Below are 22,087 nucleotides of genomic sequence, written 5' to 3' on the forward strand. Positions count from 1 at the left end.
CTCACATTCCATCAGAACAGGGCGTGATTGAAAGCGAGATGCGTGGCGATACTGCCTGCATAACCCAGCGCGATCACCGGCGTCCACTTGAGGTGGGCGAAGAAGGTATAGACGCCGCGCGCCTGTCCCATCAGCGCGACACCCGCCGCGGAGCCGATGGACAGCAGCGAACCGCCCACGCCGGCAGTCAGCGTGACCAGCAGCCACTGGCCGATGGACATGTCAGGCTGCATGGTGAGCACGGCAAACATGACCGGGATGTTGTCCACCACGGCAGAGATCACACCCACAGCGATGTTGGCATTGGTCGCGCCCCATGAGCCGTACATCACTTCCGAGATCATGGCGAGATAGCCGATGAAACCCAGGCCGCCCACGCACATCACCACGCCGTAGAAGAAGAACAAGGTATCCCATTCGCTGCGCGCCACCTCACGATAGATGTCGAACGCGGCGGGGCTGCCGATCTCGCTGACTTCCTTCTGCGCGCGGCCACTGGTGGTTTTGCGAAGGTAAAAAGCGTAGAACTTGAGCACACCCATACCGGTCAGCATGCCAATCACCGGCGGCAGACTCAGCATACTGTGGAAGCTCACCGCCAGCGCGATGGTGAACAGGAACAACAGTGCGATAGGGATCGCGCCGCGTTTCATCTCGATCATCTTTCCGCCGCCCTCCGGCTTGCCGCTGGCGAGGAACAGGTGCATGACGATGGCGGGAATCAGCCAGTTGATCAGCGACGGCAGGAACAGGTTGAAGAAGGTCCAGAAACCGATCTGGCCGTTACTGGCCATGATGTTCTTCTGCCACACCATTAGCGTGGTGATGTCGCCGAACGGTGAGAACGCGCCGCCCGCATTGGCCGCGACAACCACGTTGATCAGCGCCAGCACCACAAATTTCGGATTGTCCTTGCCAACCGCCGTCACCACCGCGCCCATCAGCAGGGCAGTGGTCAGATTGTCCGCCACCGCCGAGATGAAGAATGCCAGCACACCGGTCACCCAGAACAACATGCGATAGCTGAAACCCTTGCGGATCAGCCAAGAGCGCAGCGCCTCGAACACGTTACGTTCATCCATGGCATTGATGTAGGTCATCGCTACGATCAGGAACAGCATCAGTTCGGCATATTCCTCAAGGTTATGGCGCAGGGCAGCCTCCACCACATGCGGGATGTCGTGTCCCTGGTAATACCAGGCGATCAATCCCCAGATGATGCCCGCCGCCAGCATCACCGGCTTGGACTTGCGCAGATGCGTAAACTCTTCCGCCATCACCGCCAGATAAGCGACGAAGAACAACAGCAAGGCTGTGATCCCCACCCAGTGTCCGGTCAGATCAAGGCGCATGCCTTCTCCGGAAGCGTAGGCGAATAGCGGGGTGAGTGTGAGAGCAAACAAGGCAAGCAGGCGATTCATGGGATTCCTCCGGCGATATGCTGGCAACAAAATTTTGGACGCGGAATTGTACCTTACGCGCGCCTTCTTATCGCAGCACGGGGGCGTAGAATGACGCTCGTATCCTGCTGAAAGTCACGACATGTTCATCGAGCTGCTCATACTCGCAATCGTGGTCGCCGTGGTGGTATTGGCGCTGCGACCGCCGCGCAAATAAAAAGGGCCGCAACAGCGGCCCCTTTCCGGATAATCCTGCGGCTAGCGCATCCTGCTTTGGCGTGAAACCCGAGTGGGTCGTTCCATCCAGCTCTTGATGCGGTTGGCGTCGCCGACACGGGTGTTCTTGCCCCATGAATCCAGCAACACGATCACGGTCGGGCGCTCCGACAGCTTGGCCTGCATCACCAGACAACGTCCCGCCTCGCTGATATAGCCGGTCTTGGACAGGCCGATCTCCCAGTTGCGACTGCGCACCAGAGGATTGGTGTTGCCGAAGCGCAGTGACTGGCGCGCGTTGATCTGCACCACATGTCTGGCCTGGGTCGATGCACGCTGGATATGCTCATAGCGCTGTGCCGCCAGCACCATCTTCACCAGATCCCTGGCGGTGGAAACGTTCTCGCTGTGCAGACCGACCGGCCCTTGGAAGTGGGTATCGTCCATCCCCAACTCACGCGCCTTGGCATTCATCATCGCCACCAGCACCGGTGTACCGCCGGGATAAGTGCGAGCCAATGCCGCTGCGGCGCGGTTCTCGGAAGCCATCAGCGCCAGCGTCAACAGATCGCCACGGGATAGCGTAAGGCCATCCTTCAGGCGCGACTTGGTGCCTTTCAGACGGTCCCGATCTTCGCGGGTGATAGTGATGGGTTCGTCCAGCGGGAGATGCGCATCCAGAATGACCATGGCCGTCATCAACTTGGTGATGGACGCGATAGGCACTACCGTATTGACGTTCTTGCTGTAGACCGGCTCGCCGGTCTGCTCGTCATAGATCATGGCGATGGCCGAGCCCAACTGTGGCAGCTTGCCGTAGTTCGCACGCTCAATACCCGCCGCCTGCGCGGTGAACGCGGAGGTCGCAAACAAAGCTGAGATCAGGAATATACGCATTTACATCCTCTTGATACCTTACAAGACGGGGCGCAGGATAACCCAATTGTCCCTGTCGACAAGCCGGTCTGTTGCGTATCCACCAAACATGACTACCCGGACTTGGCCCGCACCCACAGATTCTTTGCATTTTGGCGGCAATTGAACGGTGGAAGCCGGCAATTGGCATAGCTATCCACTCATCGGCCCGGTCTTGCCGCTGGTCGCCCGCTATTCCTTACGCGCTTCCTGCTGCTGCAAAGCCCACATCTGCGCATAGATGCCCTGCTGTGCCAGCAGCTCACGGTGTGTACCGCGCTCGACGATGACGCCTTTATCCATCACCAGTATCTGCTCGGCATCCACCACGGTGGACAAGCGATGGGCGATGATCAGCGTGGTGCGTTCGCGCGCGATCAGGCGCATCTCATCCTGTATGGCTCGTTCGGACTTGGAATCCAGCGCCGACGTCGCCTCGTCGAAGATCAGGATGGCCGGATCCTTCAACATGGCGCGCGCGATGGCGACGCGCTGCTTCTCACCGCCGGACAGTTTCAGGCCGCGCTCGCCCACCATGGTGTCGTAGCCCAGCGGTAGCGATTCAATGAAATGATGGATATGCGCCGACTGGGCGGCACGCAACACCTCTTCGCGTGTCGCGTCGGGACGACCGTAGGCGATGTTGTAATAGATGGTGTCATTGAACAGCACGGTGTCCTGCGGCACGATGCCGATGGCGGCGCGCAGGCTGGCCTGCGTCACGCTGCGGATGTCCTGCCCGTCGATCACCACCGCGCCGCTATCCACATCATAGAAACGGAACAGCAGGCGCGACAGTGTGGACTTCCCCGCCCCGCTCGCGCCCACCACAGCCACGGTATGGCCGGCCGGCACATCGAAGCTGACACCGTGCAATATCTGCCGCGTCGGATCATAGGAAAAGGTAACGTCTTCGAAGCGCACGGCGCCGTGTTCCAACTTCAAGGGCGGCGCATCCGGCGCATCTTCCACTTCGCGGTTCACATCCAGCAGCCGGAACATCTTCTCCATGTCGGCCAGCGCGTTCTTGATCTCGCGGTAGACGAAACCGAGGAAATGCAGCGGCATATAAAGTTGCAGCATGAACACGTTGACCAGTACCAGATCGCCGATAGTCATCTTGCCGGCCACCACTTCCTGCGCCGCCAGCAGCATCAGCAGGGTGACGCCGATGGCGATGATGATGCTCTGCCCGGCGTTCAGCGTGGCCAGCGAAGTCTGGTTGCGCACCGCCGACACTTCCCAGGTCTTCATCTGCTCGTCGTAGCGCGCGACCTCGAACTTCTCGTTGCCGAAATACTTCACCGTCTCGTAGTTGATCAGGCTGTCAATGGCGCGCGTGTTGGCCTTGGAATCCATGTCGTTCATGGTGCGGCGGAACACCATGCGCCATTCGGTGACCACCAGCGTGAACACGATGTAGGCGGCCAGCGTGACGAAGGTGATGATGGCGAACAGCGGGTCGTATTTCACGAACAGGATGGCCGCCACCAGCCCGATCTCCAGCAACGTCGGCAGGATATTGAACAGCAGGAAGGTGAGCAGGAAGCTGATGCCGCGCGTGCCGCGCTCGATGTCGCGCGATACGCCGCCGGTCTGGCGCTCCAGATGGAAGCGCAGGCTCAAACTGTGCAGATGCTCGAACACCTGCGAGGCCACACGGCGGATGGCGCGCTGCGTCACCTTGGCGAACAGCGCATCGCGCAACTCGCCGAACAAAGTGGACAGCAGACGCAGCAAACCGTAGCCGACGATCAGCATCACCGGCACAGCCAGCATGGCCTGCGGCTTACCCATTTCGTCCACGATCTCCTTCAACGCCAGCGGCACGACCACGTTGGCCAACTTGGAGGCGACCAGCAGCATGACGACGAAAGCGACCCGCCATTTGAATTCCAGCAGATAAGGCAGGAGACTCTTGATCACCGTCCAGTCGGTGCGTGTGGGCATGCCGGAGGAGGGGGAATGGTGGGAACTGGCGTGGCGCATCGGGCGAACCATGAATGAGGACGGGCTGCATTATAGCCGCAGCCCCCCAGCCGCGATGCTCAGTCCGGTGCGGCCGGTCGCCCGAAGTAGTAGCCCTGCGCGCTGTCCACGCCGATCTCGGCCAGCATCCGCGCGGTCTCCTCGTCCTCTACGAACTCGGCGATGGTCTTCAGGCCGAACTCGTGCGCCATGCTGTTGATGTGCTCCACCATGATGCGGTCGCGCGGGTCGTTGACGATCTGCTGCACGAAGCTGCCCTCGATCTTCACGTAATCGACCGGCAAGTATTTCAGGTACATGAAGGATGAGAAGCCGCTGCCGAAATCGTCCAGCGCGATCTTGATGCCGGTCCCTTTCAGCTCCTCGATCACCGCGCGCACCTGCGACAGATTGGGCAGCGCCTCACGCTCGGTCAGTTCCAGCACGATCAGCTCGCACGGCATGCCCGCCTCGCGCGCGATCGCCGGGATGGCGCGCACCCATTCGATATCGTTGAAGCTGCGCGGAAACAGGTTGAAGAAGAGCTTCACATCCGGATGCTTGCGGCTGACCTTGGCATAGTGGGCCAGTCCCTTGCGGAACACGACACTGTCCATCTCCTGCGCCATGCCCAGCTTCTCCGCCACCTCTACGAACTCGCCGGCCGGCACGATCACCTCGCCGTCACGGATGCGCGCCAACACTTCGTACGCCTTGATGGAACCGTCGCGCAGATTGACGATGGGCTGCAGATGGGCCTCCACCCGATTTTCGCGCAACGCGGCGCGCAGGAACTCGCCCTGGCGGAACACGTTCATCATGCTGCGGTCTTCTTCACTCTCGGCCGTCATCACCTGGTTCTTGCCGCGCGATTTGGCCTTGTACAGCACCACGTCCATGGCCGAATAGATCTCACCCTCGGTCAGTCCATCCTCCGGATAACTGACCAGACTGAAACTGGCGGTGCAGCGCACTTTGCCGACCGGCAGTTCGAACTCCTTGTCCTGCAGCGACTGCAGCAGCTTGTTCGCCACCTGCATGCCCTTCGCCAGTTCGGTCTCGGGCAGCAGGATGGCGAACTCGTCGCCGCCCAGCCGCGCCAGCACGTCGCCTTTGCGCAGACACCCAGAGAGCAGCATGGACAACTCCTTCAGCACCAGATCGCCGACCGGATGCCCGAAGGTGTCGTTGATGTACTTGAAGTTATCCAGATCGACCATCATCAGCGAGAAGCTGCGCTGATGGCGCGCGGAACGGATGATCTCGTAATGCAGGAAGTCCTCGAACTTGCGCCGGTTGTACAGATCGGTCAGCGGGTCGTGGGTGGACAGCTCCTCCAGCCTGACGTTGTATTCGTGTACCGTCTTCAGCAGACTGTTGAAATACTCCGCCAGACTCTGCAGCTCCAGCAGGGGGATGTCGTACTTCACGCGCCGCGTCAGGTCCATGTCGACCGATATCTCGCGCATCACGTTGACCAGCTTGGCGATGGGCAGCACAAAGAGGTAACGCAGTTTGAAATACAGCACGAGGAACACGAAACCGATGATGGCGAGGGTATAGACCAGCATGGAATTGAGCACGCTGCTGAACGACACCTTGAGGTTCTTCACCGGATAGCCGATGTCGATCACGCCATGAACCGCGCCGACGTGCGACTGCGTGTGGCAGCCCAGACATTCTTCCGTCGCCTGCAAGGGGTAGAGATAGCGGATCTCGTCCGCATTCGGGAACAGCAAGGTCTCCTGCCCGTCGCCCAGCGCCTTGCGCAGCGGCGCATCGGCAGCCACCACTTCCGCCTCCTGCGGCATCGCGCCGAACTGGCGGGCCACCACCTCGCCTCGGTACACGCGTATCCTCAGATCGGGGAACTGGCGGTTCAGGCGCTCGATGGCTTCATTGATATCCTGCTTGCTCCAGCCCTTGCGCATGGCGGAATACAGACTCTGGAACACCAGTTGCGACGTCTGCCGCGCATCCTCCCGCGCCAGATCGTGCACCGCCCGGTCGCGGATCGCGCCGGACAGGCTGAAGATCAGCACGAACGCCAGCACCATCGCGAACACCGACAATATGCCCAGCAGTCGCCCCAACGACATGTGCCGGATCAATCCGAACAAATATGCCACGCTCCCTCCCCCTTTTTTTCGGAATACCCTTATTTTTTTCCGGGCGGAATACTAACCCGAGTCGGAAAGCGGATGTCGCGAATTTTCGCTAGGGGAGTGTTGCCTCAGTGTCTTTGCCGCACAAGAACACCGACCAGCAGACGGATCGCACCGTAGCTCAGGCGCGACAGGAAGATGGATACGGGATGGCTGGGCGGCCTGAGCACGGCGCGCGCATGGAACTGCACCGCGTGCATCACACTGTCGCGCAGGCACGTCGCAAATGCCGCATCGCGCACGGCCAGATTGGCCTCACGCGCCAACAGCATGCTGAACGGATCGAGGTTGGCAGATCCCAGCGTGGCCCAGGCGCCGTCCACCACGCAAGCCTTGGCGTGCAGGTAACTGTCGCTGTACTCATGGATCTCGACACCGGCCTTCAGCATCTGACCGTACAAAGCCTGCGTCGCGTAATGCTGGAAACGGTATTCCACCCTGCCCTGCAACAGCAGCACCACGCGCACCCCGCGCTCCGCCGCCCGCTTCAATGCGCGGCGCATAGCGCGTCCCGGCAGGAAGTAAGCATGTGCCAACACGATCTCGTGACGGGCATGATTGATGGCACGCAGGTAGGCCGCCTCGATCTCGTGCCGGTGGCGCACGTTGTCGCGCAGTAGCAGGGACGCACCGCGCGCTTTTTCCGTCTCCCCGCGACTGCGAAGCTGCACGCGCAAGCGTCCGATGCGCTTGCGCAGACTTGCCCAGCGCACGCTGGACCACAGATGACGCATCGCCTCCTGCACGTCATGCGTCAGCGCACCCTGCACCCGCACCGCATAATCCAGCCGCGGCGCATCGAAATCTTCCGCATACGGGATGTCGTTGATGATGTTGATGCCGCCGACGTATGCGATCTCACTGTCGATCACGGCCAGCTTGCGGTGCATGCGACGCAGACGGTAGCGGCGCATGCGGAAGAAACCGCGCTCGCGGCGGAACCACAACACCTCCACCCCGGCGTTGCGCATCTCTTCCACCCACGCCTCGGGCAGACCGGCCGAACCGAAACCATCCAGCAACAGCCGCACTGCGACCTGGCGCTGGGCGGCATGCTGCAGGGCCTGCGACACCAGCCTGCCCGTCTCGTCAGCCGCGAAGATATACGTCTCCAGATGCACCGAATGCTGCGCCGCGTCGATATCGGCGCAAAGCGCAGGAAAGAACTCCGCGCCGTTCTGCAACAGCCTAAGTCGATTCGAACCTACCTGGAAGCTGCTGCTCATCGTCTTATCAAATTCGCAGAAAGTGCCGCATGGTCGGACTTGCGCCGACCGCCGTGAATATCGCACCCCACCACATCGAAACCGCGCGCATAGATACGATCCAGCTTGAACAGCGGGAAAGCCGCCGGGAAACTGCGCGCAGGAAAACCGCAACTGAGGTGGAACACATCCTGCACACCCAGGCCTTCGGTCAAACCGCGCGTGAGCTCATTGCGCCAATCGTTGAAATCCCCCGCGATGAGCAGCGCAGAATCTGCCGGCACTTCCGTCTGCGCATGTTCGATCAGCGACTGCATCTGCTGCCGCCGTCCGCGCGCGAACAGGCCGAAATGTGTGCAGAAGCAATGCACGGACTGCCCCTTCACATCGATCTCGCAATGCAGCAGACCACGCTGCTCGTAGCGGTGCGCCGAGACATCGCGATTGCTCGTCTGCACGATAGGAAAACGACTCAGGATGGCGTTGCCATGATGCCCCCGCTCATACACCGCGTTCATGCCGTAAGCCTGATGCGCCCAGAACTCATCCGCCAGAAACTCATGCTGCGGCCCCGCAGGATAAGTCCCGTGCCGCAGCGCATGGTGCGTATGCTCCCCCTGCACCTCCTGCAAGAACACGATGTCCGCATTCAACGCGCGCAACTGCTCGCGCAAATCGTGCAGCACCACCCGCCGGTTGAACAGCGAAAAACCTTTGTGGATGTTGTAGGTGGCGACCTTGAGATGGGGCATGGCTGCATTCTACCCAATCGGGAAGACGGGTTGCGTGCAGGTTGTTAGACAGTATGGTTGGTGGGATTAGAGGCCGCTTCTGGCCGATAGCGGAAGCCCGCCATTAAGCATTCCCGATCCCTTTCGTCGGCAGATCGATCTGCTTCGCAAAGTCCAACATGCGTTTGATGGGTTGCACCGCGCGCGGGATGATGGCGGGATCGACGTGGATCTCGTTGTGACCTTTTTCCAGCACTTCGGCCAGATTCTGCAGACCGTTCATCGACATCCACGGGCAGTGGCTGCAGCTGGTGCAGGTGGCACCGTGGCCGGCGGTGGGTGCTTCGAGGAAGGTCTTTTCGGGGCACAGGGTGCGCATCTTGTGCAGGATGCCGTTGTCGGTGGCGACGATGAATTCTTTCGCTGTTGAACTCTGTGCAGCTTTGATGAGTTGCGTGGTGGAACCGACCACGTCGGCCTGCTGCACCACGGCGCGCGGCGATTCGGGATGCACCAGCACCAGCGCGCCGGGATGCTGCGCTTTCAGCTCCTGCAGTTCGCGGGCCTTGTATTCGTCGTGCACGATGCAGGAACCTTGCCAGAGCAGCATGTCGGCGCCGGTCTGTTCCTGCACATAGCCGCCGAGGTGACGATCCGGCGCCCACAGTATCTTCTGGCCTTGCTCCTTCAGATGTTTCACCACCGGCAGCGCGATTGAGCTTGTCACCATCCAGTCGGCGCGCGCTTTCACGGCGGCGCTGGTGTTGGCATAGACCACCACGACGCGGTCGGGATGCGCGTCGCAGAACGCGGCGAATTCGTCGGCGGGGCAGCCGAGATCGAGCGAGCACTCCGCATCGAGATCGGGCATCAGCACGCGTTTTTCGGGGTTGAGTATCTTGGCAGTCTCGCCCATGAAACGCACACCTGCCACCACGATGGTCTTGGCCGGATGCTGGTGGCCGAAGTTGGCCATATCGAGCGAGTCGGACACGATGCCGCCGGTCGCCTCTGCCAGATCTTGCAGATCGGGATGCACATAGTAGTGCGCGACCAGCACGGCATCCTGCTCCTTCAACATACGCTTGATGCGGGCGATAAGTTCGGCTTTCTCGGCGAGTTCTGGTTCGCGTGGTTTCTTCGCCCAGGCATGCGCGGTGCTACAACCGGTCTGCGTCTGGTCGGGGTGTTCGTAAGCGATGGATATCTGCTGTTCAGCCATGCTGCACTTTCTCTGGTAATTGCAATATCGCCGCGCGGTTGCTGGGCGAGAACACTTTATCCGCCGCCTCCTGCCAGGGCAACCACTGCAAGTTCAGGTGTTCGCGCGGCGAGAGTTGGACGGGGAGTTGCTGCGGAAGTTGCAGGCCGAACACGTGTTCGGTGTTACGCGTGACGCCGGGCGGATAGCGGTGACGCCAGTGCGGGTAGATCTCGTAGTCGTTCTGGTGTTGCCAGTCGGTCAGTTGAAACTTTGCGGCATCGATGCCCGTCTCTTCAAGGACTTCGCGCAGTGCGGTTTCGCGCAGCGACTCTTCGCCATCGCGACTGCCGGTGACCGATTGCCAATAGCCGGGATGGTCGGCACGTTCCAATAGCAGGACTTCCAGCGCAGCGGTGTAGATGACGACGAGTACGGAGATGGGTTGCTTGCTTGCCGGCATCACGCGATGAAGACCCAGAACGGCTTGCCCGCCGCTCTCCAGCAGCTCACTGCGTCGTTGAAGATGTCCGTGACGATGGCGTGATCCGCGACTGTCAGGCCCAGCGTCTCGTCTGCATTCAGCAGCAACAACACATAGCCTTTGTCATCCCCACCCAGCCAGGAAAGGTCGCACACGGCATCTGACAAGGCATCGAAGTTATGACCGAACCAGTCCGGTGCTTGTATGGCATGCGCGATGGTGGCGAGGAATTCGCCCTTGCTGTGCACGTTGGCCAAGTCGAGTTCGAAGCTGCGCAGCTCCGACAACAACACATTGCCGCGCAACACCTCGACCGGACAACTCAGACGGTAGACACCGGCTTCACCCAGATCCTGCAAACGTTCACACAAGTCGCTCATGCTCACTCCTTGATGCGTTTGAAACTGCGGTAGTGGTCGGCGCTGTAATAGCATTCAGGAACGATGCCGCACACGATGCGACGCGCACCGCGATGGCTGACGCCCGGCGTACTCACTGTGTACTCGCGGTAATAACCGGTCTGTTGCGGCGGCAGGATGCGTTCGCGATTCTTGAAAGTGATGCCGTCACGCGCATAAGGGAACGGGCCGCCGCGCTGAATGCGTTGCAGCGTGTCGCGCGCCTCCGGCGGCAGTTGCGCGACGGAGACGACCGCGAGCGGATGCGGCGGCTGATCGCTTGCCTGCGCAAACGGCAGGCACAGCAGCAGGGCGATCAGCAGCCCCCAGCCAGCCTGTGCCGCGCGGCGCATCGTTTATTCCTTGCTGACTTCCACGGTGGTCTGCACTTGCTGGCGCAGACGGATGTGCAATTCGCGCAACTGCTTCTCGTCCACGGCAGATGGTGCCTGCGTCAACAGGCATTGCGCGCGTTGCGTCTTGGGGAAGGCAATCACGTCACGGATGGATTCTGCACCGGTCATCATGGTGACGATACGGTCCAGACCGAAGGCCAGACCGCCGTGCGGCGGCGCGCCATATTGCAGCGCATCGAGCAGGAAGCCGAACTTGAGCTGGGCTTCTTCCGCGCCGATGTTGAGTGCGCGGAACACCTGGCTCTGCACGGCTTCCTTGTGGATACGCACCGAGCCGCCGCCGATCTCCCAACCGTTGAGCGCGAGGTCATAGGCTTTTGCCAGACACTTGCCCGGATCGGTTTCGAGGAATTGCAGATGCTCGTCCTTGGGGGCGGTGAACGGATGGTGACAGGCGTTCCAGCGACCGGCTTCGTCGTCGTATTCGAACATGGGGAAGTCCACCACCCAGATCGGCTCCCACGCCTTGCCGTTGGTGTGACCCTTCTCGTGACCGATCTTGCTGCGCAATGCGCCCAGCGCATCGTTGACGATCTTGGTCTTGTCCGCGCCGAAGAAGATGATGTCGCCGTTTTGCGCACCGGTGCGTTCGATGATGGTCTTCAGCGCCGCTTCGTTCAGGTTCTTGACGATGGGGGACTGCAGGCCGGTCTCGTTCAACTGGGTGACGTCGTTGACCTTGATGTAGGCCAGACCCTTGGCACCGTAGATGCCGACGAATTTGGTGTATTCGTCGATCTCGCCGCGCGTGAATGCGCCGCCGTTCGGCACGCGCAACGCGCCCACACGGCCGCCGGAATTCGCCACACCGCTGAACACCTTGAACGCGACATCTTTCACCGCGTCGGTGACTTCGGTGATCTCCAGCGTCACGCGCATGTCCGGCTTGTCGGAGCCGAAACGCGCCATCGCCTCGGCGTAGCCGATGCGCGGGAACGGATTGGGCAGATTGACGCTGAGCACTTCCTTGAACACGACACGGATCATCTCTTCCATCATCGTCATGATCTGCTCTTCAGACATGAAGGATGTCTCGATATCGACCTGGGTAAATTCGGGCTGGCGGTCGGCGCGCAGGTCTTCGTCGCGGAAGCATTTGGTGAGCTGGTAGTAACGGTCGAAGCCGGCCACCATCAGCATTTGCTTGAACAGTTGCGGCGACTGCGGCAGCGCGAAAAAGTCGCCGGCATGCACACGCGACGGCACCAGATAGTCACGCGCGCCTTCCGGTGTGGATTTGGTCAGCATCGGCGTTTCGATGTCGATGAAGCCGTTGTCGTCGAGGAAGCGGCGGAACGCGCGCGCGGTCTTGTAGCGCAGCATCATGTTCTTCTGCATCTGCGGACGGCGCAGATCGATCACGCGATGGGTCAGACGCACGTTCTCGGACAGGTTCTCGTCGTCGATCTGGAACGGTGGCGTGACCGAGATGTTCAGCACTTCGATCTCTTGGCACAGCACTTCGATCTCGCCGCTGTACATGTTCTTGTTCTCGGTGCCTTCGGGACGGCGGCGCACACGGCCGGTGATCTTGAGCACGAATTCGTTGCGCACGGATTCGGCGATGGCGAACATGTCGGCACGGTCAGGATCGCACACCACTTGAGAGATGCCTTCGCGGTCGCGCAGGTCGATGAAGATCACCCCGCCGTGGTCGCGGCGGCGATGCGCCCAGCCGCACAGGGTGACGGTCTGACCGAGTTGGTTAACGTTGAGTTGTCCGGAATAATGAGTTCGCATGATAGGGATACAGATAGGAAAGGTGCTGAAAGGACTTAATTGGAAGCGGCAAGCTGGGCAGCGTTCTCGGGAGTGGTGACCACGCCCATGGAAACGATGGCCTTAAAAGCCGCATCCACGCTGATGTCGAGTTCGATGGTCTCGGACTTCTTCACATAGAAATAAAAACCGTTGACCGGGCTGGGCGTGGTCGGCACGAACACACCCACATAGTCTTCGCCATGCAACTTGCGCGTCACCTCGGCGGGCACGTTGGTCTGAAAGGCCAGCGACCACGCCTGTGCATGCGGATAACGCACCAGCAGCACCTTGCGGAAGGAATTGCCGCTACCGGAAAGCAGTGTGTCGCTGACCTGTTTGACGCTGTTGTAGATCGCATTCACGAACGGGATGCGGCGCAACAACCCCTCCCACCAGTCCAGCAACTGCTGGCCGAACACGTTGCGCACCAGCAAACCCGTGAGCAGCACGGTACCCACCGTCAGGATCACTCCCAAACCGGGAATATGGATACCAAGCAGGTTGTCCGGATGCCAAACCTCCGGCAACAGCAACAACGACTGGTCAAGGATTCCTATGATGAAGCTGAGCACCCACAGGGTGATCACCAGCGGCACCAGGACCAGCAGACCGGTCAGCAGATATTTCTTCACTTAGTGGGTACCCGCGGCCGGACAGGATGCGCAGCCCGAAGGCTCGCACGCCGGTGCCGGCTTGTTCTTGAAATCGGTCACGTAATAGCCGTTGCCCTTGAGCTGAAAGCCTGCGGCCGTCAGCTGCTTGGAAAAGGTCTCCTGACCGCACTCCGGGCAAGTCGTCAGCACCGGGTCGCTGACCTTCTGCATCACGTCCTTCTGCACTCCGCAGCTACTGCAACGATAGTCGTAGATAGGCATGGTTTTCTCCTGCAAATCGAAAGGCGCGCATTATACATTAGCCGCCTGCTGCTCGCGCCATTCGCCGCAGGGCAGTCCATCCAGCGTCCAGTCACCGATGCGGTAGCGGATCAGGCGCAATGTAGGGAGGCCGACCGCCGCTGTCATGCGCCGCACCTGGCGATTGCGGCCTTCACGTATGGTGAGCGATATCCAGCTGGTCGGTATGGCTTTACGGAAGCGTACTGGCGGGTCGCGCAGCCATAGTCCGGCCGGCTCCACCATCGCTTGCGCCTCGGCGGGCAAAGTCAGGCCATCCTTGAGCTGCACACCCCGCCGCAGCTTCTGCAGGGATGTTTCATCAGGCATGCCTTCCACTTGCACCCAATAGGTCTTGGCCAGCTTGTGCTTGGGGTCGGTGATGCGATGCTGCAACGGCCCGTCGTCGGTCAGCAACAGCAAGCCTTCGCTATCGGTATCCAGTCTGCCGGCGGGATATACGTCGGGAACGGCGATATAATCCGCCAGCGTCGGATGCAGTCCGTCCTTGCTGAACTGGCAGATCACACCGTAGGGTTTGTTGAACAACAGGATACGACTCATCTCAATCTTTCCAATATTCCGGACACCAACATGACAACCGCAAAGATCATCTACACCCTGACCGATGAAGCGCCGCGACTGGCGACCTACTCATTGCTTCCCATCATACAGGCCTTCACCAAGGCGGCTGGCGTCACCGTGGAAACACGCGACATCTCGCTGGCCGCGCGCATCCTCGCGAACTTTCCGGACAAGCTGACCGAAGCACAAAAGATCTCGGACCAACTGACCGAGTTGGGCGAGCTGACATTGAAGCCTGAAGCCAACATCATCAAGCTGCCGAACATCAGCGCATCCATCCCGCAGTTGAAGGCGGCGATCAAGGAACTGCAATCCAAAGGCTACAAGGTCCCCGACTTTCCGGACGAACCGAAGAACGATGCCGAGAAAGAGATCAAGGCACGCTACGGCAAGGTGTTGGGCAGTGCGGTGAATCCGGTATTGCGCGAAGGCAACTCCGACCGTCGCGCCGCTGCCTCGGTCAAGCAATACGCCCGCAAACATCCGCACCGCATGGGCAAGTGGGAGAAGACCTCCAGTACCCGCGTGGCGCACATGACCAGCGGCGATTTCTACGGCAGCGAGAAGTCGGTGACAGTGCCGGAGGCGACTACCACGCGCATCGAGTTCGTGGGCAAAGACGGCAAGGTCAGCGTACTCAAGGACAAGCTCGCGCTCAAAGCGGGCGAGATCATCGACGCCGCCGTGATGAGTCGCAATGCACTGCGCAAGTTCTACGCCGAGAACATCGAAGCTGCGAAGAAAGAAGATGTGCTGCTGTCGCTGCATTTGAAAGCCACCATGATGAAGGTGTCCGACCCCATCATGTTCGGCCACGCCGTGTCCGTGTTTTTCCAGAAGGTGTTCGACAAGCACGGTGCGCAACTCAAGGAGATGGGCGTCAACGTCAACAACGGTTTCGGCGACATGGAGGCCAAGGTGCTGGCATTGCCGGCAGCCAAGCGCGCCAAACTGGTTGCGGACATCTCCGATTGCTTCCGCAACGGCCCCGCGCTGGCGATGGTGAATTCCGACAAAGGCATCACCAACCTGCATGTCCCCAGCGACATCATCATCGACGCCTCGATGCCGCCGATGATCCGCGATGGCGGCAAGATGTGGGGCGCAGACGGCAAAGCCTACGACACGCTGGCAATGATCCCCGACCGCTGCTACGCGAGCATCTATGTCGCCACGGTCGAAGATTGCAAAAAGAACGGCGCGCTCGATCCGTCCACCATGGGCTCGGTACCCAACGTCGGCCTGATGGCGCAGAAGGCGGAAGAGTACGGCTCGCACGACAAGACCTTCGAGATGACCGGTGACGGCGTGGTGCGCGTCGTCGACGCATCCGGCAAGGTATTGCTGGAACAGAAGGTCGAACAGGGCGACATCTTCCGCGCCTGCCAGACCAAGGATGCGCCGATACAGGATTGGGTGAAACTCGCCGTCACGCGTGCGCGCCTGAGCAAGACCCCCGCCATCTTCTGGCTGGACAAGGATCGTGGACACGATGCGCAGATCATCGCCAAGGTGCAAAAGTACCTCAAGGATCACGACACCAGCGGACTGGACATCAGCATCATGGAACCGGCCGATGCCTGCCGTGCCACACTGGCGCGCGCCCGCAAGGGGCTGGACACCATCTCGGTCACCGGCAACGTGTTGCGCGACTATCTCACCGACCTGTTCCCCATCCTGGAACTGAACACCAGCGCCAAGATGCTCTCCATCGTGCCGCTGATGAACGGTGGCGGCATGTTCGAGACCGGCGCCGGCGGCTCCGCCCCCAAACACGTGCAGCAGTTCCAGCAGGAGAATTGCCTGCGCTGGGACTCGCTGGGCGAGTTTCTTGCGCTGGGCGTGTCACTGGAACATCTGGCGCAGACCTTCAACAACCCAAAGGCACAAGTGCTGGCGGATACGTTGGACCAGGCCACCGGCAAGGTGCTAGACAACAATAGATCCCCTGCTCGCAAAGTGGGTGAGGTCGACAATCGCGGCAGTCACTTCTACCTTGCTTTGTACTGGGCGCAGGCGCTGGCAGCCCAGAGCAAGGACAAGGAGATTCAGGCGCGCTTCGCATCGCTCGCCCAGGCATTGACCGACAACGAAACCAGAATCGCCAAAGAACTGCTGGCGGTACAGGGCAAGCCGGTCGATATGGGCGGCTACTATCTGGCCGATTTCGACAAGACTTCGAGTGCGATGCGCCCAAGCACAACGTTCAATGCGGCGTTAAAAGCCATCTGATCTGCGCGTTCCGCGCAAACAAAAAGCCCGACGTTCTCACGTCGGGCTTTTTTACGGCAACAAAAAAACCGCTAATTAGGCGGCTTGGATGTTGGAGGCTTGCTTACCCTTCGGGCCTTGCACGACTTCGAAAGACACTTTCTGACCTTCTTTGAGAGACTTGAAGCCGCTCATGTTGATCGCGGAGAAGTGCGCGAACAGGTCTTCGCTGCCGTCATCGGGAGTAATGAAACCGAAACCCTTTGCGTCGTTGAACCATTTAACAGTACCGTTTGCCATGCTTTGCTTCCTTACAAAAAATGCGGGTGGATTCCCGCCAACTGTTTAAATCCAAGACCGCACGTGGCAAAACCAGTACTGCAGATACTTTGATTCAAACACCTGCGCGCTTTTTAACCCAGCTTTTGGCGTAGCGTCAAGTGCTTATTTTATTTATTTACGCAACAGGCTTGAAAAACCCCCGCTAATCGTCAAATATACAGACGAACGCAATGCGACAATGATCTCGATGGCAACCAGGCAAGAGAACGTCCAATTACTGGAACGCAGCAAGACCAAACCACCGAAGATGTACAAGGTGATCTTGCTGAACGATGACTACACCACCATGGAGTTCGTCATCGAGGTACTGCAAGCTTTTTTTTCGATGAGCATGGAACAGGCAACGCAAACCATGCTCAAAGTGCACAATGAGGGTTCTGCGGTATGCGGCCTGTATCCCAGGGACATCGCGGAAACCAAGGTGCAGCAAGTAGTCGGATATGCGATACAGCGTGGGCATCCCCTGAAATGCCGTATGGAGGAAAATTAAATGATCGCCCAAGAATTGGAAGTCAGCCTGCACCTCGCCTTTGTCGAGGCCCGTCAGAAGCGCCACGAATTCATCACCGTGGAGCATCTGCTGCTGGCGATGCTGGATAACCCATCCGCAGCGCATGTGTTGCGCGCCTGCGGCGCAGACTTGGAAGAGTTGCGCAGCGTGCTATCCCAACATATCGAATCCCACACTCCCATCGTGCCCGGCACCGGCGAGGTCGACACACAGCCGACCGTCGGCTTCCAGCGCGTGATCCAGCGTGCGATCCTGCACGTGCAGTCCACCAACAAGAAAGAAGTGACCGGCGCCAACATCCTCGTCGCCTTGTTCGGCGAGAAGGAATCGCATGCCGTCTATTTCCTCAACCAGCGTGCCATCACCCGTCTCGACGTGGTGAACTACATCGCACACGGCATCAACAAGACCGCCGAAGCACAGCCTTCCACGCATCGAACAGAAGGTGAATCCGAAAACGATGCGCCTCAACAGGGCGACAGCGCACTGGCGAACTACACGCAGGACCTCAACGCCTACGCGCTGGAAGGCAAGATCGATCCGCTGATCGGACGTGCGCTGGAGCTGGAGCGCGTGATCCAGACCCTGTGCCGCCGCCGCAAGAACAATCCGCTGTTGGTGGGCGAAGCCGGTGTCGGCAAGACCGCCATCGCCGAAGGCTTGGCGCGCCGCATCGTGGAAGGTGAAGTGCCCGACATCCTCAAGGACGCGCAGGTCTATGCATTGGACATGGGCTCTCTGCTGGCCGGCACCAAGTATCGCGGCGATTTCGAGCAGCGCCTGAAAGCCGTGTTGAAAGAATTGAAAGACGCACCCAACGCCGTGCTGTTCATCGACGAGATCCACACCCTGATCGGTGCGGGCGCAGCCTCGGGTGGCACCATGGACGCCTCCAACCTGCTCAAGCCCGCGCTCTCCAGCGGCGCGCTGAAGTGCATAGGCGCGACCACCTATCAGGAATATCGTGGCATCTTCGACAAGGATTCCGCGTTGTCGCGCCGCTTCCAGAAGGTCGACGTGCCGGAGCCTTCGGTAGAACAGACCATCGAGATTCTGAAAGGCTTGAAGTCGCGCTTTGAAGACCACCACAGCATCAAGTACAGCGCCGCTGCCATCACCAGCGCCGCAGAGCTGTCTTCGCGCTTCATCAACGACCGTCACCTGCCGGACAAGGCCATCGACGTGCTGGACGAGGCCGGCGCCGCACAGCGCATCCTGCCCAAGTCCAAACAGAAGAAGACCGTCGGCAAGCACGAGATCGAGGAGATCATCGCCAAGATTGCGCGCATCCCGACCCGCACCGTGTCGCACGACGACCGCAATGCGCTGAAGAATCTGGATCGCGACCTGAAAGCCACCGTGTTCGGCCAGGACAAGGCCATCGACGCCCTGGCGCGCGCCATCAAGATGTCGCGTAGCGGCCTCGGCAATCCGCAGAAACCCATCGGCAGTTTCCTGTTCTCCGGTCCCACCGGTGTCGGCAAGACCGAAGTAGCGCGTCAGCTCGCCTACAGCATGGGCATGCCCATCCACCGCTTCGACATGTCCGAATACATGGAACGTCATGCTGTGTCACGTCTGATCGGCGCACCGCCGGGCTATGTGGGTTTCGAACAAGGTGGTCTGCTCACCGAAGCCATCAGCAAGCAACCGCATAGCGTGCTGCTGCTGGACGAGATCGAGAAGGCGCACCCGGACATCTTCAACATCCTGCTGCAGGTGATGGATCACGGCACACTGACCGACAACAACGGCCGCAAATCCGACTTCCGCAACGTGGTCATCATCATGACCACCAACGCGGGCGCGGAAGCCTTGAACAAGGTGCAGATCGGCTTCACCAAGAGCGCGTCCGCAGGCGACGAGATGGGCGACATCAAACGACTGTTCACCCCCGAGTTCCGTAACCGTCTGGACGCCATCGTCTCCTTCGCAGCGCTGGACAAGAGCGTCATCCTGCGCGTGGTGGACAAGTTCCTCATGCAACTGGACGAACAACTGCACGAGAAGAAAGTGGACGCGATCTTCACCGACGCGCTCAAGGACTATCTCGCCGACAACGGCTTCGATCCGCTGATGGGCGCACGCCCGATGGCACGCCTGATCCAGGACACCATCCGTTCCGCACTGGCCGACGAACTGCTGTTCGGCAAGCTGGCGAACGGCGGCAAGGTCACAGTCGACGTGAAGGATGGCAAGGTGGCGCTGGACTTCGAGGAAGAAGAAGCTGTCCCTGCATAAGTCGCAATACCGGGGGCGCTTCGCCCCCTCCCCCACCGGACCGCTGCACTTCGGCTCACTCGTCGCCGCCGTCGGCAGCTTTCTCGACGCAAAACATCATCACGGTATCTGGCTTATACGCATGGAAGACCTGGACACGCCGCGCTGTGCGCCGGGTGCCGCAGATGACATCCTGCGCACGCTGGATGCCTTCGGGCTGCATTCCGACGAGCCGGTCATCTATCAGAGTCAACGTACGGCGGCGTATGACGAGGCGCTGCAGCGCTTACAGGACCTCCGCACGGCCTACCCGTGCTGTTGCACACGCAAGGAGATCTCCGATTCGGCGTTGCATGGTATCGAGGGACCGGTCTATCCGGGAACTTGTCGCGCCGGCATTCCGGCTGGGCGCGAAGGTCGGGCGTGGCGGGCACGAACGGATGACACAGCACTGACGTTCGACGATGCGCTACAAGGCAGCATCACCCAACACCTGGAAAGCGAGATCGGCGACTTCGTGGTGAAGCGCGCTGATGGCTTGTTCGCCTATCAGCTCGCCGTGGTAGTAGATGACGCGTTCCAGCAGATCAGCAACGTCGTGCGCGGCGCCGACTTGCTCAATTCCACGGCCCGCCAGATCCATCTGCAAAACCTGCTCGGCCTGCCCACTCCGCACTATATGCATCTACCCGTTGCAGTGAACGCGGCAGGCGAGAAGCTGAGCAAGCAGACGCTGGCCCAAGCGGTGGATAGCACCCGGCCTGTCCATGCGCTGTGGCATGCGCTTGCCTTCCTGCAGCAGCAACCGCCGCAGGCCATGCAAGATGAGCGTCTGGATACGGTGTGGGAGTGGGCGCGCCGGAACTGGCACGCCGAGCGACTAGTCGGCTGTCGCGCCCTGCCGGCGATGGCGGATGAACTGGATCATCGCGGGAACGAATGAGATGAAGACGATGACCAGGATCATCAGTGTGAGATTGTTCTTGATGACCGGAATGTTGCCGAAGAAGTAACCCGCCAGCGTCAGGCTGCCGATCCATGACACACCGCCGATGATGCTGAACATCACGTATTGACGATAGTCCATAGTGCCGATACCGGCCACGAACGGCGCAAAGGTACGCAGGATGGGCAGGAAGCGCGCGAAGATCACCGTCTTGCCGCCATGTCTCTCATAGAAGGCATGTGTCTTTTCCAGATGCTCATGCTTGATGAAGCGGGGACCGGCACGCTCCAGCAACCTCAAACCCAGCAAACGGCCGATCCAATAGTTGGTGTTGTCGCCCATGAAAGCGGCAAGGATCAGCAGCGGCATCGCCACTTCCAGCTGCAGCGAACCCATGCCGCACAAGGCCCCGATCACGAACAGCAACGAATCACCCGGCAGGAAGGGCGCGATCACCAGACCGGTCTCGGCGAAGATGATCGCGAACAGGATGGCATAGACCCACACGCCGTAGTCCTGCACCAAGGCGAGCAGATGCGTGTCGAGGTGCAGGACGATATCGAGAAACGTAGCGAAGATTTCCATCTTTTACGGCAGCACTTCTTCGGATTCGGATTTTTCCGGTTTGATGAAGTCTTCGCGACAAACACCGAACATGAGCAGCAAGGGGCTGGCGACCAGCACCGAAGAATAGATGCTGAACATGATGCCGATGGTCAGCGCCAGCGCGAAGAAATGCAGCGTCTCGCCGCCCAGCAACAGCATGGCCAGCACCATCAACTGTGTTGAGCCATGGGTGATGATGGTGCGTGACATGGTACGCGTGATGGCGTTGTCGATGATCTCGGCGACTTCGGTCTTGCGCATCTTGCGGAAGTTCTCGCGGATACGATCGAACACCACCACCGACTCGTTCACCGAGTAGCCCAGCACGGCCAGCACGGCCGCTAGCACCGAGAGCGAGAACTCCCACTGAAAGAAAGCGAAGAAGCCCAGGATGATGACCACGTCATGCAGGTTGGCGATGATGGCGGCCAGACCGAACTTCCATTCGAAACGCAGCCACAGGTAACCGACGATACCCAGTGAGACCAGCAACAGTGCCATCGCACCGTCCTCGACCAGATCCTTGCCGACCTGCGGGCCGACGAACTCGACACGGCGCAACTCTACTTCCGCGTTCGCACGCAGGGCAGCCAATACCTGCTCGGACAAGTTCGCCCCCATCTTGTTGGACTTGAGGGGCACCTGGATCAGCACATCGTGCGTGGTGCCGAAGTGCTGCACCAGCGCATCTGCCAGTCCGATCTCCGCCAGCTCCTCGCGCACCTTGTTGGTGTCGCTGGGTTGGGCGTAGTGGACTTCGATCACCGTGCCGCCGGTGAAGTCCACGCCGAAGTTCAGCCCCTTGGTGGCAAGGAAGAACACTGCCAGCAGGAAAGTCACCAGCGAGATGGTCGTGGTGAGCTTGCCATAGCTCATGAAGGGGATGTCTTTTTTGATGCGGAAGAATTCCATG

21 protein-coding genes are annotated in these 22,087 nt (G+C 60.0%); 4 read left to right on the plus strand and 17 right to left on the minus strand.

What is annotated here, in order from left to right; all coding sequences use genetic code 11:
- Positions 1 to 11: 11 nt before the first annotated feature.
- From nhaD to ACYCZ5_RS07090, 14 genes are all read right to left on the minus strand, one after another.
- A complete protein-coding gene (gene nhaD, locus ACYCZ5_RS07025; RefSeq protein WP_461544080.1) occupies positions 12 to 1,421 on the minus strand; it encodes a sodium:proton antiporter NhaD in 1,410 nt (469 codons plus the stop codon).
- Positions 1,422 to 1,658: 237 nt separating this feature from the next.
- Positions 1,659 to 2,513, minus strand: coding sequence for a D-alanyl-D-alanine endopeptidase (gene pbpG / locus ACYCZ5_RS07030; RefSeq protein ID WP_461544081.1), 855 nt, complete (start codon positions 2,511 to 2,513; stop codon positions 1,659 to 1,661).
- Positions 2,514 to 2,723: 210 nt separating this feature from the next.
- Complete coding sequence (locus ACYCZ5_RS07035) at positions 2,724 to 4,520, minus strand: ABCB family ABC transporter ATP-binding protein/permease (RefSeq protein WP_461544082.1); 1,797 nt, start codon at positions 4,518 to 4,520, stop codon at positions 2,724 to 2,726.
- 59 nt (positions 4,521 to 4,579) lie between these two features.
- Positions 4,580 to 6,628, minus strand: a complete 2,049-nt coding sequence (locus tag ACYCZ5_RS07040) for an EAL domain-containing protein (protein ID WP_461544083.1) — start codon at positions 6,626 to 6,628, stop codon at positions 4,580 to 4,582.
- A 104-nt stretch (positions 6,629 to 6,732) separates the two neighbouring features.
- A complete protein-coding gene (clsB, locus tag ACYCZ5_RS07045) occupies positions 6,733 to 7,890 on the minus strand; it encodes a cardiolipin synthase ClsB (protein WP_461544084.1) in 1,158 nt (385 codons plus the stop codon).
- Positions 7,887 to 8,621 (minus strand): endonuclease/exonuclease/phosphatase family protein, encoded by a 735-nt coding sequence (locus ACYCZ5_RS07050; RefSeq protein WP_461544085.1) that lies wholly within the window; start codon positions 8,619 to 8,621, stop codon positions 7,887 to 7,889. The genes clsB and ACYCZ5_RS07050 overlap by 4 nt, the downstream gene beginning before the upstream one ends.
- 103 nt (positions 8,622 to 8,724) lie before the next feature.
- Complete coding sequence (nadA, locus tag ACYCZ5_RS07055; protein ID WP_461544086.1) at positions 8,725 to 9,822, minus strand: quinolinate synthase NadA; 1,098 nt, start codon at positions 9,820 to 9,822, stop codon at positions 8,725 to 8,727.
- The gene (gene nudB, locus ACYCZ5_RS07060) at positions 9,815 to 10,264 is read right to left on the minus strand and encodes a dihydroneopterin triphosphate diphosphatase (RefSeq protein ID WP_461544087.1); all 450 of its coding nucleotides are present in this window, start codon (positions 10,262 to 10,264) and stop codon (positions 9,815 to 9,817) included. The genes nadA and nudB overlap by 8 nt, the downstream gene beginning before the upstream one ends.
- A complete protein-coding gene (locus tag ACYCZ5_RS07065; RefSeq protein WP_461544088.1) occupies positions 10,264 to 10,665 on the minus strand; it encodes a barstar family protein in 402 nt (133 codons plus the stop codon). The genes nudB and ACYCZ5_RS07065 overlap by 1 nt, the downstream gene beginning before the upstream one ends.
- A 2-nt stretch (positions 10,666 to 10,667) precedes the next feature.
- Entirely contained in the window at positions 10,668 to 11,036 is a 369-nt protein-coding gene (locus tag ACYCZ5_RS07070; RefSeq protein WP_461544089.1) for a guanyl-specific ribonuclease, read from the minus strand.
- A 3-nt stretch (positions 11,037 to 11,039) separates the two neighbouring features.
- Positions 11,040 to 12,839: an aspartate--tRNA ligase gene (gene aspS / locus ACYCZ5_RS07075; RefSeq protein WP_461544090.1), complete on the minus strand. Its 1,800-nt coding sequence runs from the start codon at positions 12,837 to 12,839 to the stop codon at positions 11,040 to 11,042.
- Positions 12,840 to 12,874: 35 nt separating this feature from the next.
- Entirely contained in the window at positions 12,875 to 13,492 is a 618-nt protein-coding gene (locus tag ACYCZ5_RS07080; protein WP_461544091.1) for a DUF502 domain-containing protein, read from the minus strand.
- Positions 13,493 to 13,735: an FmdB family zinc ribbon protein gene (locus tag ACYCZ5_RS07085; protein WP_461544092.1), complete on the minus strand. Its 243-nt coding sequence runs from the start codon at positions 13,733 to 13,735 to the stop codon at positions 13,493 to 13,495. It abuts the gene before it with no gap.
- Between the two features lie 30 nt (positions 13,736 to 13,765).
- Positions 13,766 to 14,317, minus strand: coding sequence for an rRNA large subunit pseudouridine synthase E (locus tag ACYCZ5_RS07090; protein WP_461544093.1), 552 nt, complete (start codon positions 14,315 to 14,317; stop codon positions 13,766 to 13,768).
- A 30-nt stretch (positions 14,318 to 14,347) separates the two neighbouring features.
- Between ACYCZ5_RS07090 and ACYCZ5_RS07095 the strand changes: the two genes are divergently transcribed.
- Positions 14,348 to 16,570, plus strand: coding sequence for an NADP-dependent isocitrate dehydrogenase (locus ACYCZ5_RS07095; RefSeq protein ID WP_461544094.1), 2,223 nt, complete (start codon positions 14,348 to 14,350; stop codon positions 16,568 to 16,570).
- Between the two features lie 75 nt (positions 16,571 to 16,645).
- Here the strand turns inward: ACYCZ5_RS07095 and ACYCZ5_RS07100 are convergent, their stop codons facing one another.
- The gene (locus ACYCZ5_RS07100) at positions 16,646 to 16,849 is read right to left on the minus strand and encodes a cold-shock protein (RefSeq protein WP_237248268.1); all 204 of its coding nucleotides are present in this window, start codon (positions 16,847 to 16,849) and stop codon (positions 16,646 to 16,648) included.
- A gap of 229 nt (positions 16,850 to 17,078) precedes the next feature.
- Between ACYCZ5_RS07100 and clpS the strand changes: the two genes are divergently transcribed.
- From clpS to gluQRS, 3 genes are read left to right on the plus strand one after another with little or no spacing between them, the layout of a single operon-like run.
- Entirely contained in the window at positions 17,079 to 17,381 is a 303-nt protein-coding gene (gene clpS, locus ACYCZ5_RS07105) for an ATP-dependent Clp protease adapter ClpS (protein WP_461544095.1), read from the plus strand.
- Positions 17,382 to 19,643, plus strand: coding sequence for an ATP-dependent Clp protease ATP-binding subunit ClpA (clpA, locus tag ACYCZ5_RS07110; protein ID WP_461544096.1), 2,262 nt, complete (start codon positions 17,382 to 17,384; stop codon positions 19,641 to 19,643).
- The gene (gene gluQRS / locus ACYCZ5_RS07115) at positions 19,594 to 20,565 is read left to right on the plus strand and encodes a tRNA glutamyl-Q(34) synthetase GluQRS (protein ID WP_461544097.1); all 972 of its coding nucleotides are present in this window, start codon (positions 19,594 to 19,596) and stop codon (positions 20,563 to 20,565) included. Before clpA ends, gluQRS begins: the two co-directional genes overlap by 50 nt.
- On the opposite strand, the gene ACYCZ5_RS07120 is transcribed toward gluQRS, so the two are convergent.
- Both ACYCZ5_RS07120 and secF read right to left on the minus strand, forming a co-directional pair.
- A complete protein-coding gene (locus ACYCZ5_RS07120; RefSeq protein WP_461544098.1) occupies positions 20,503 to 21,153 on the minus strand; it encodes a DedA family protein in 651 nt (216 codons plus the stop codon). The two genes, gluQRS and ACYCZ5_RS07120, sit on opposite strands and share 63 nt — an antisense overlap.
- A gap of 3 nt (positions 21,154 to 21,156) precedes the next feature.
- Positions 21,157 to 22,086 (minus strand): protein translocase subunit SecF, encoded by a 930-nt coding sequence (secF, locus tag ACYCZ5_RS07125; protein ID WP_461544099.1) that lies wholly within the window; start codon positions 22,084 to 22,086, stop codon positions 21,157 to 21,159.
- Position 22,087: the final 1 nt, after the last annotated feature.

The organism is Sideroxydans sp., from assembly GCF_054604835.1.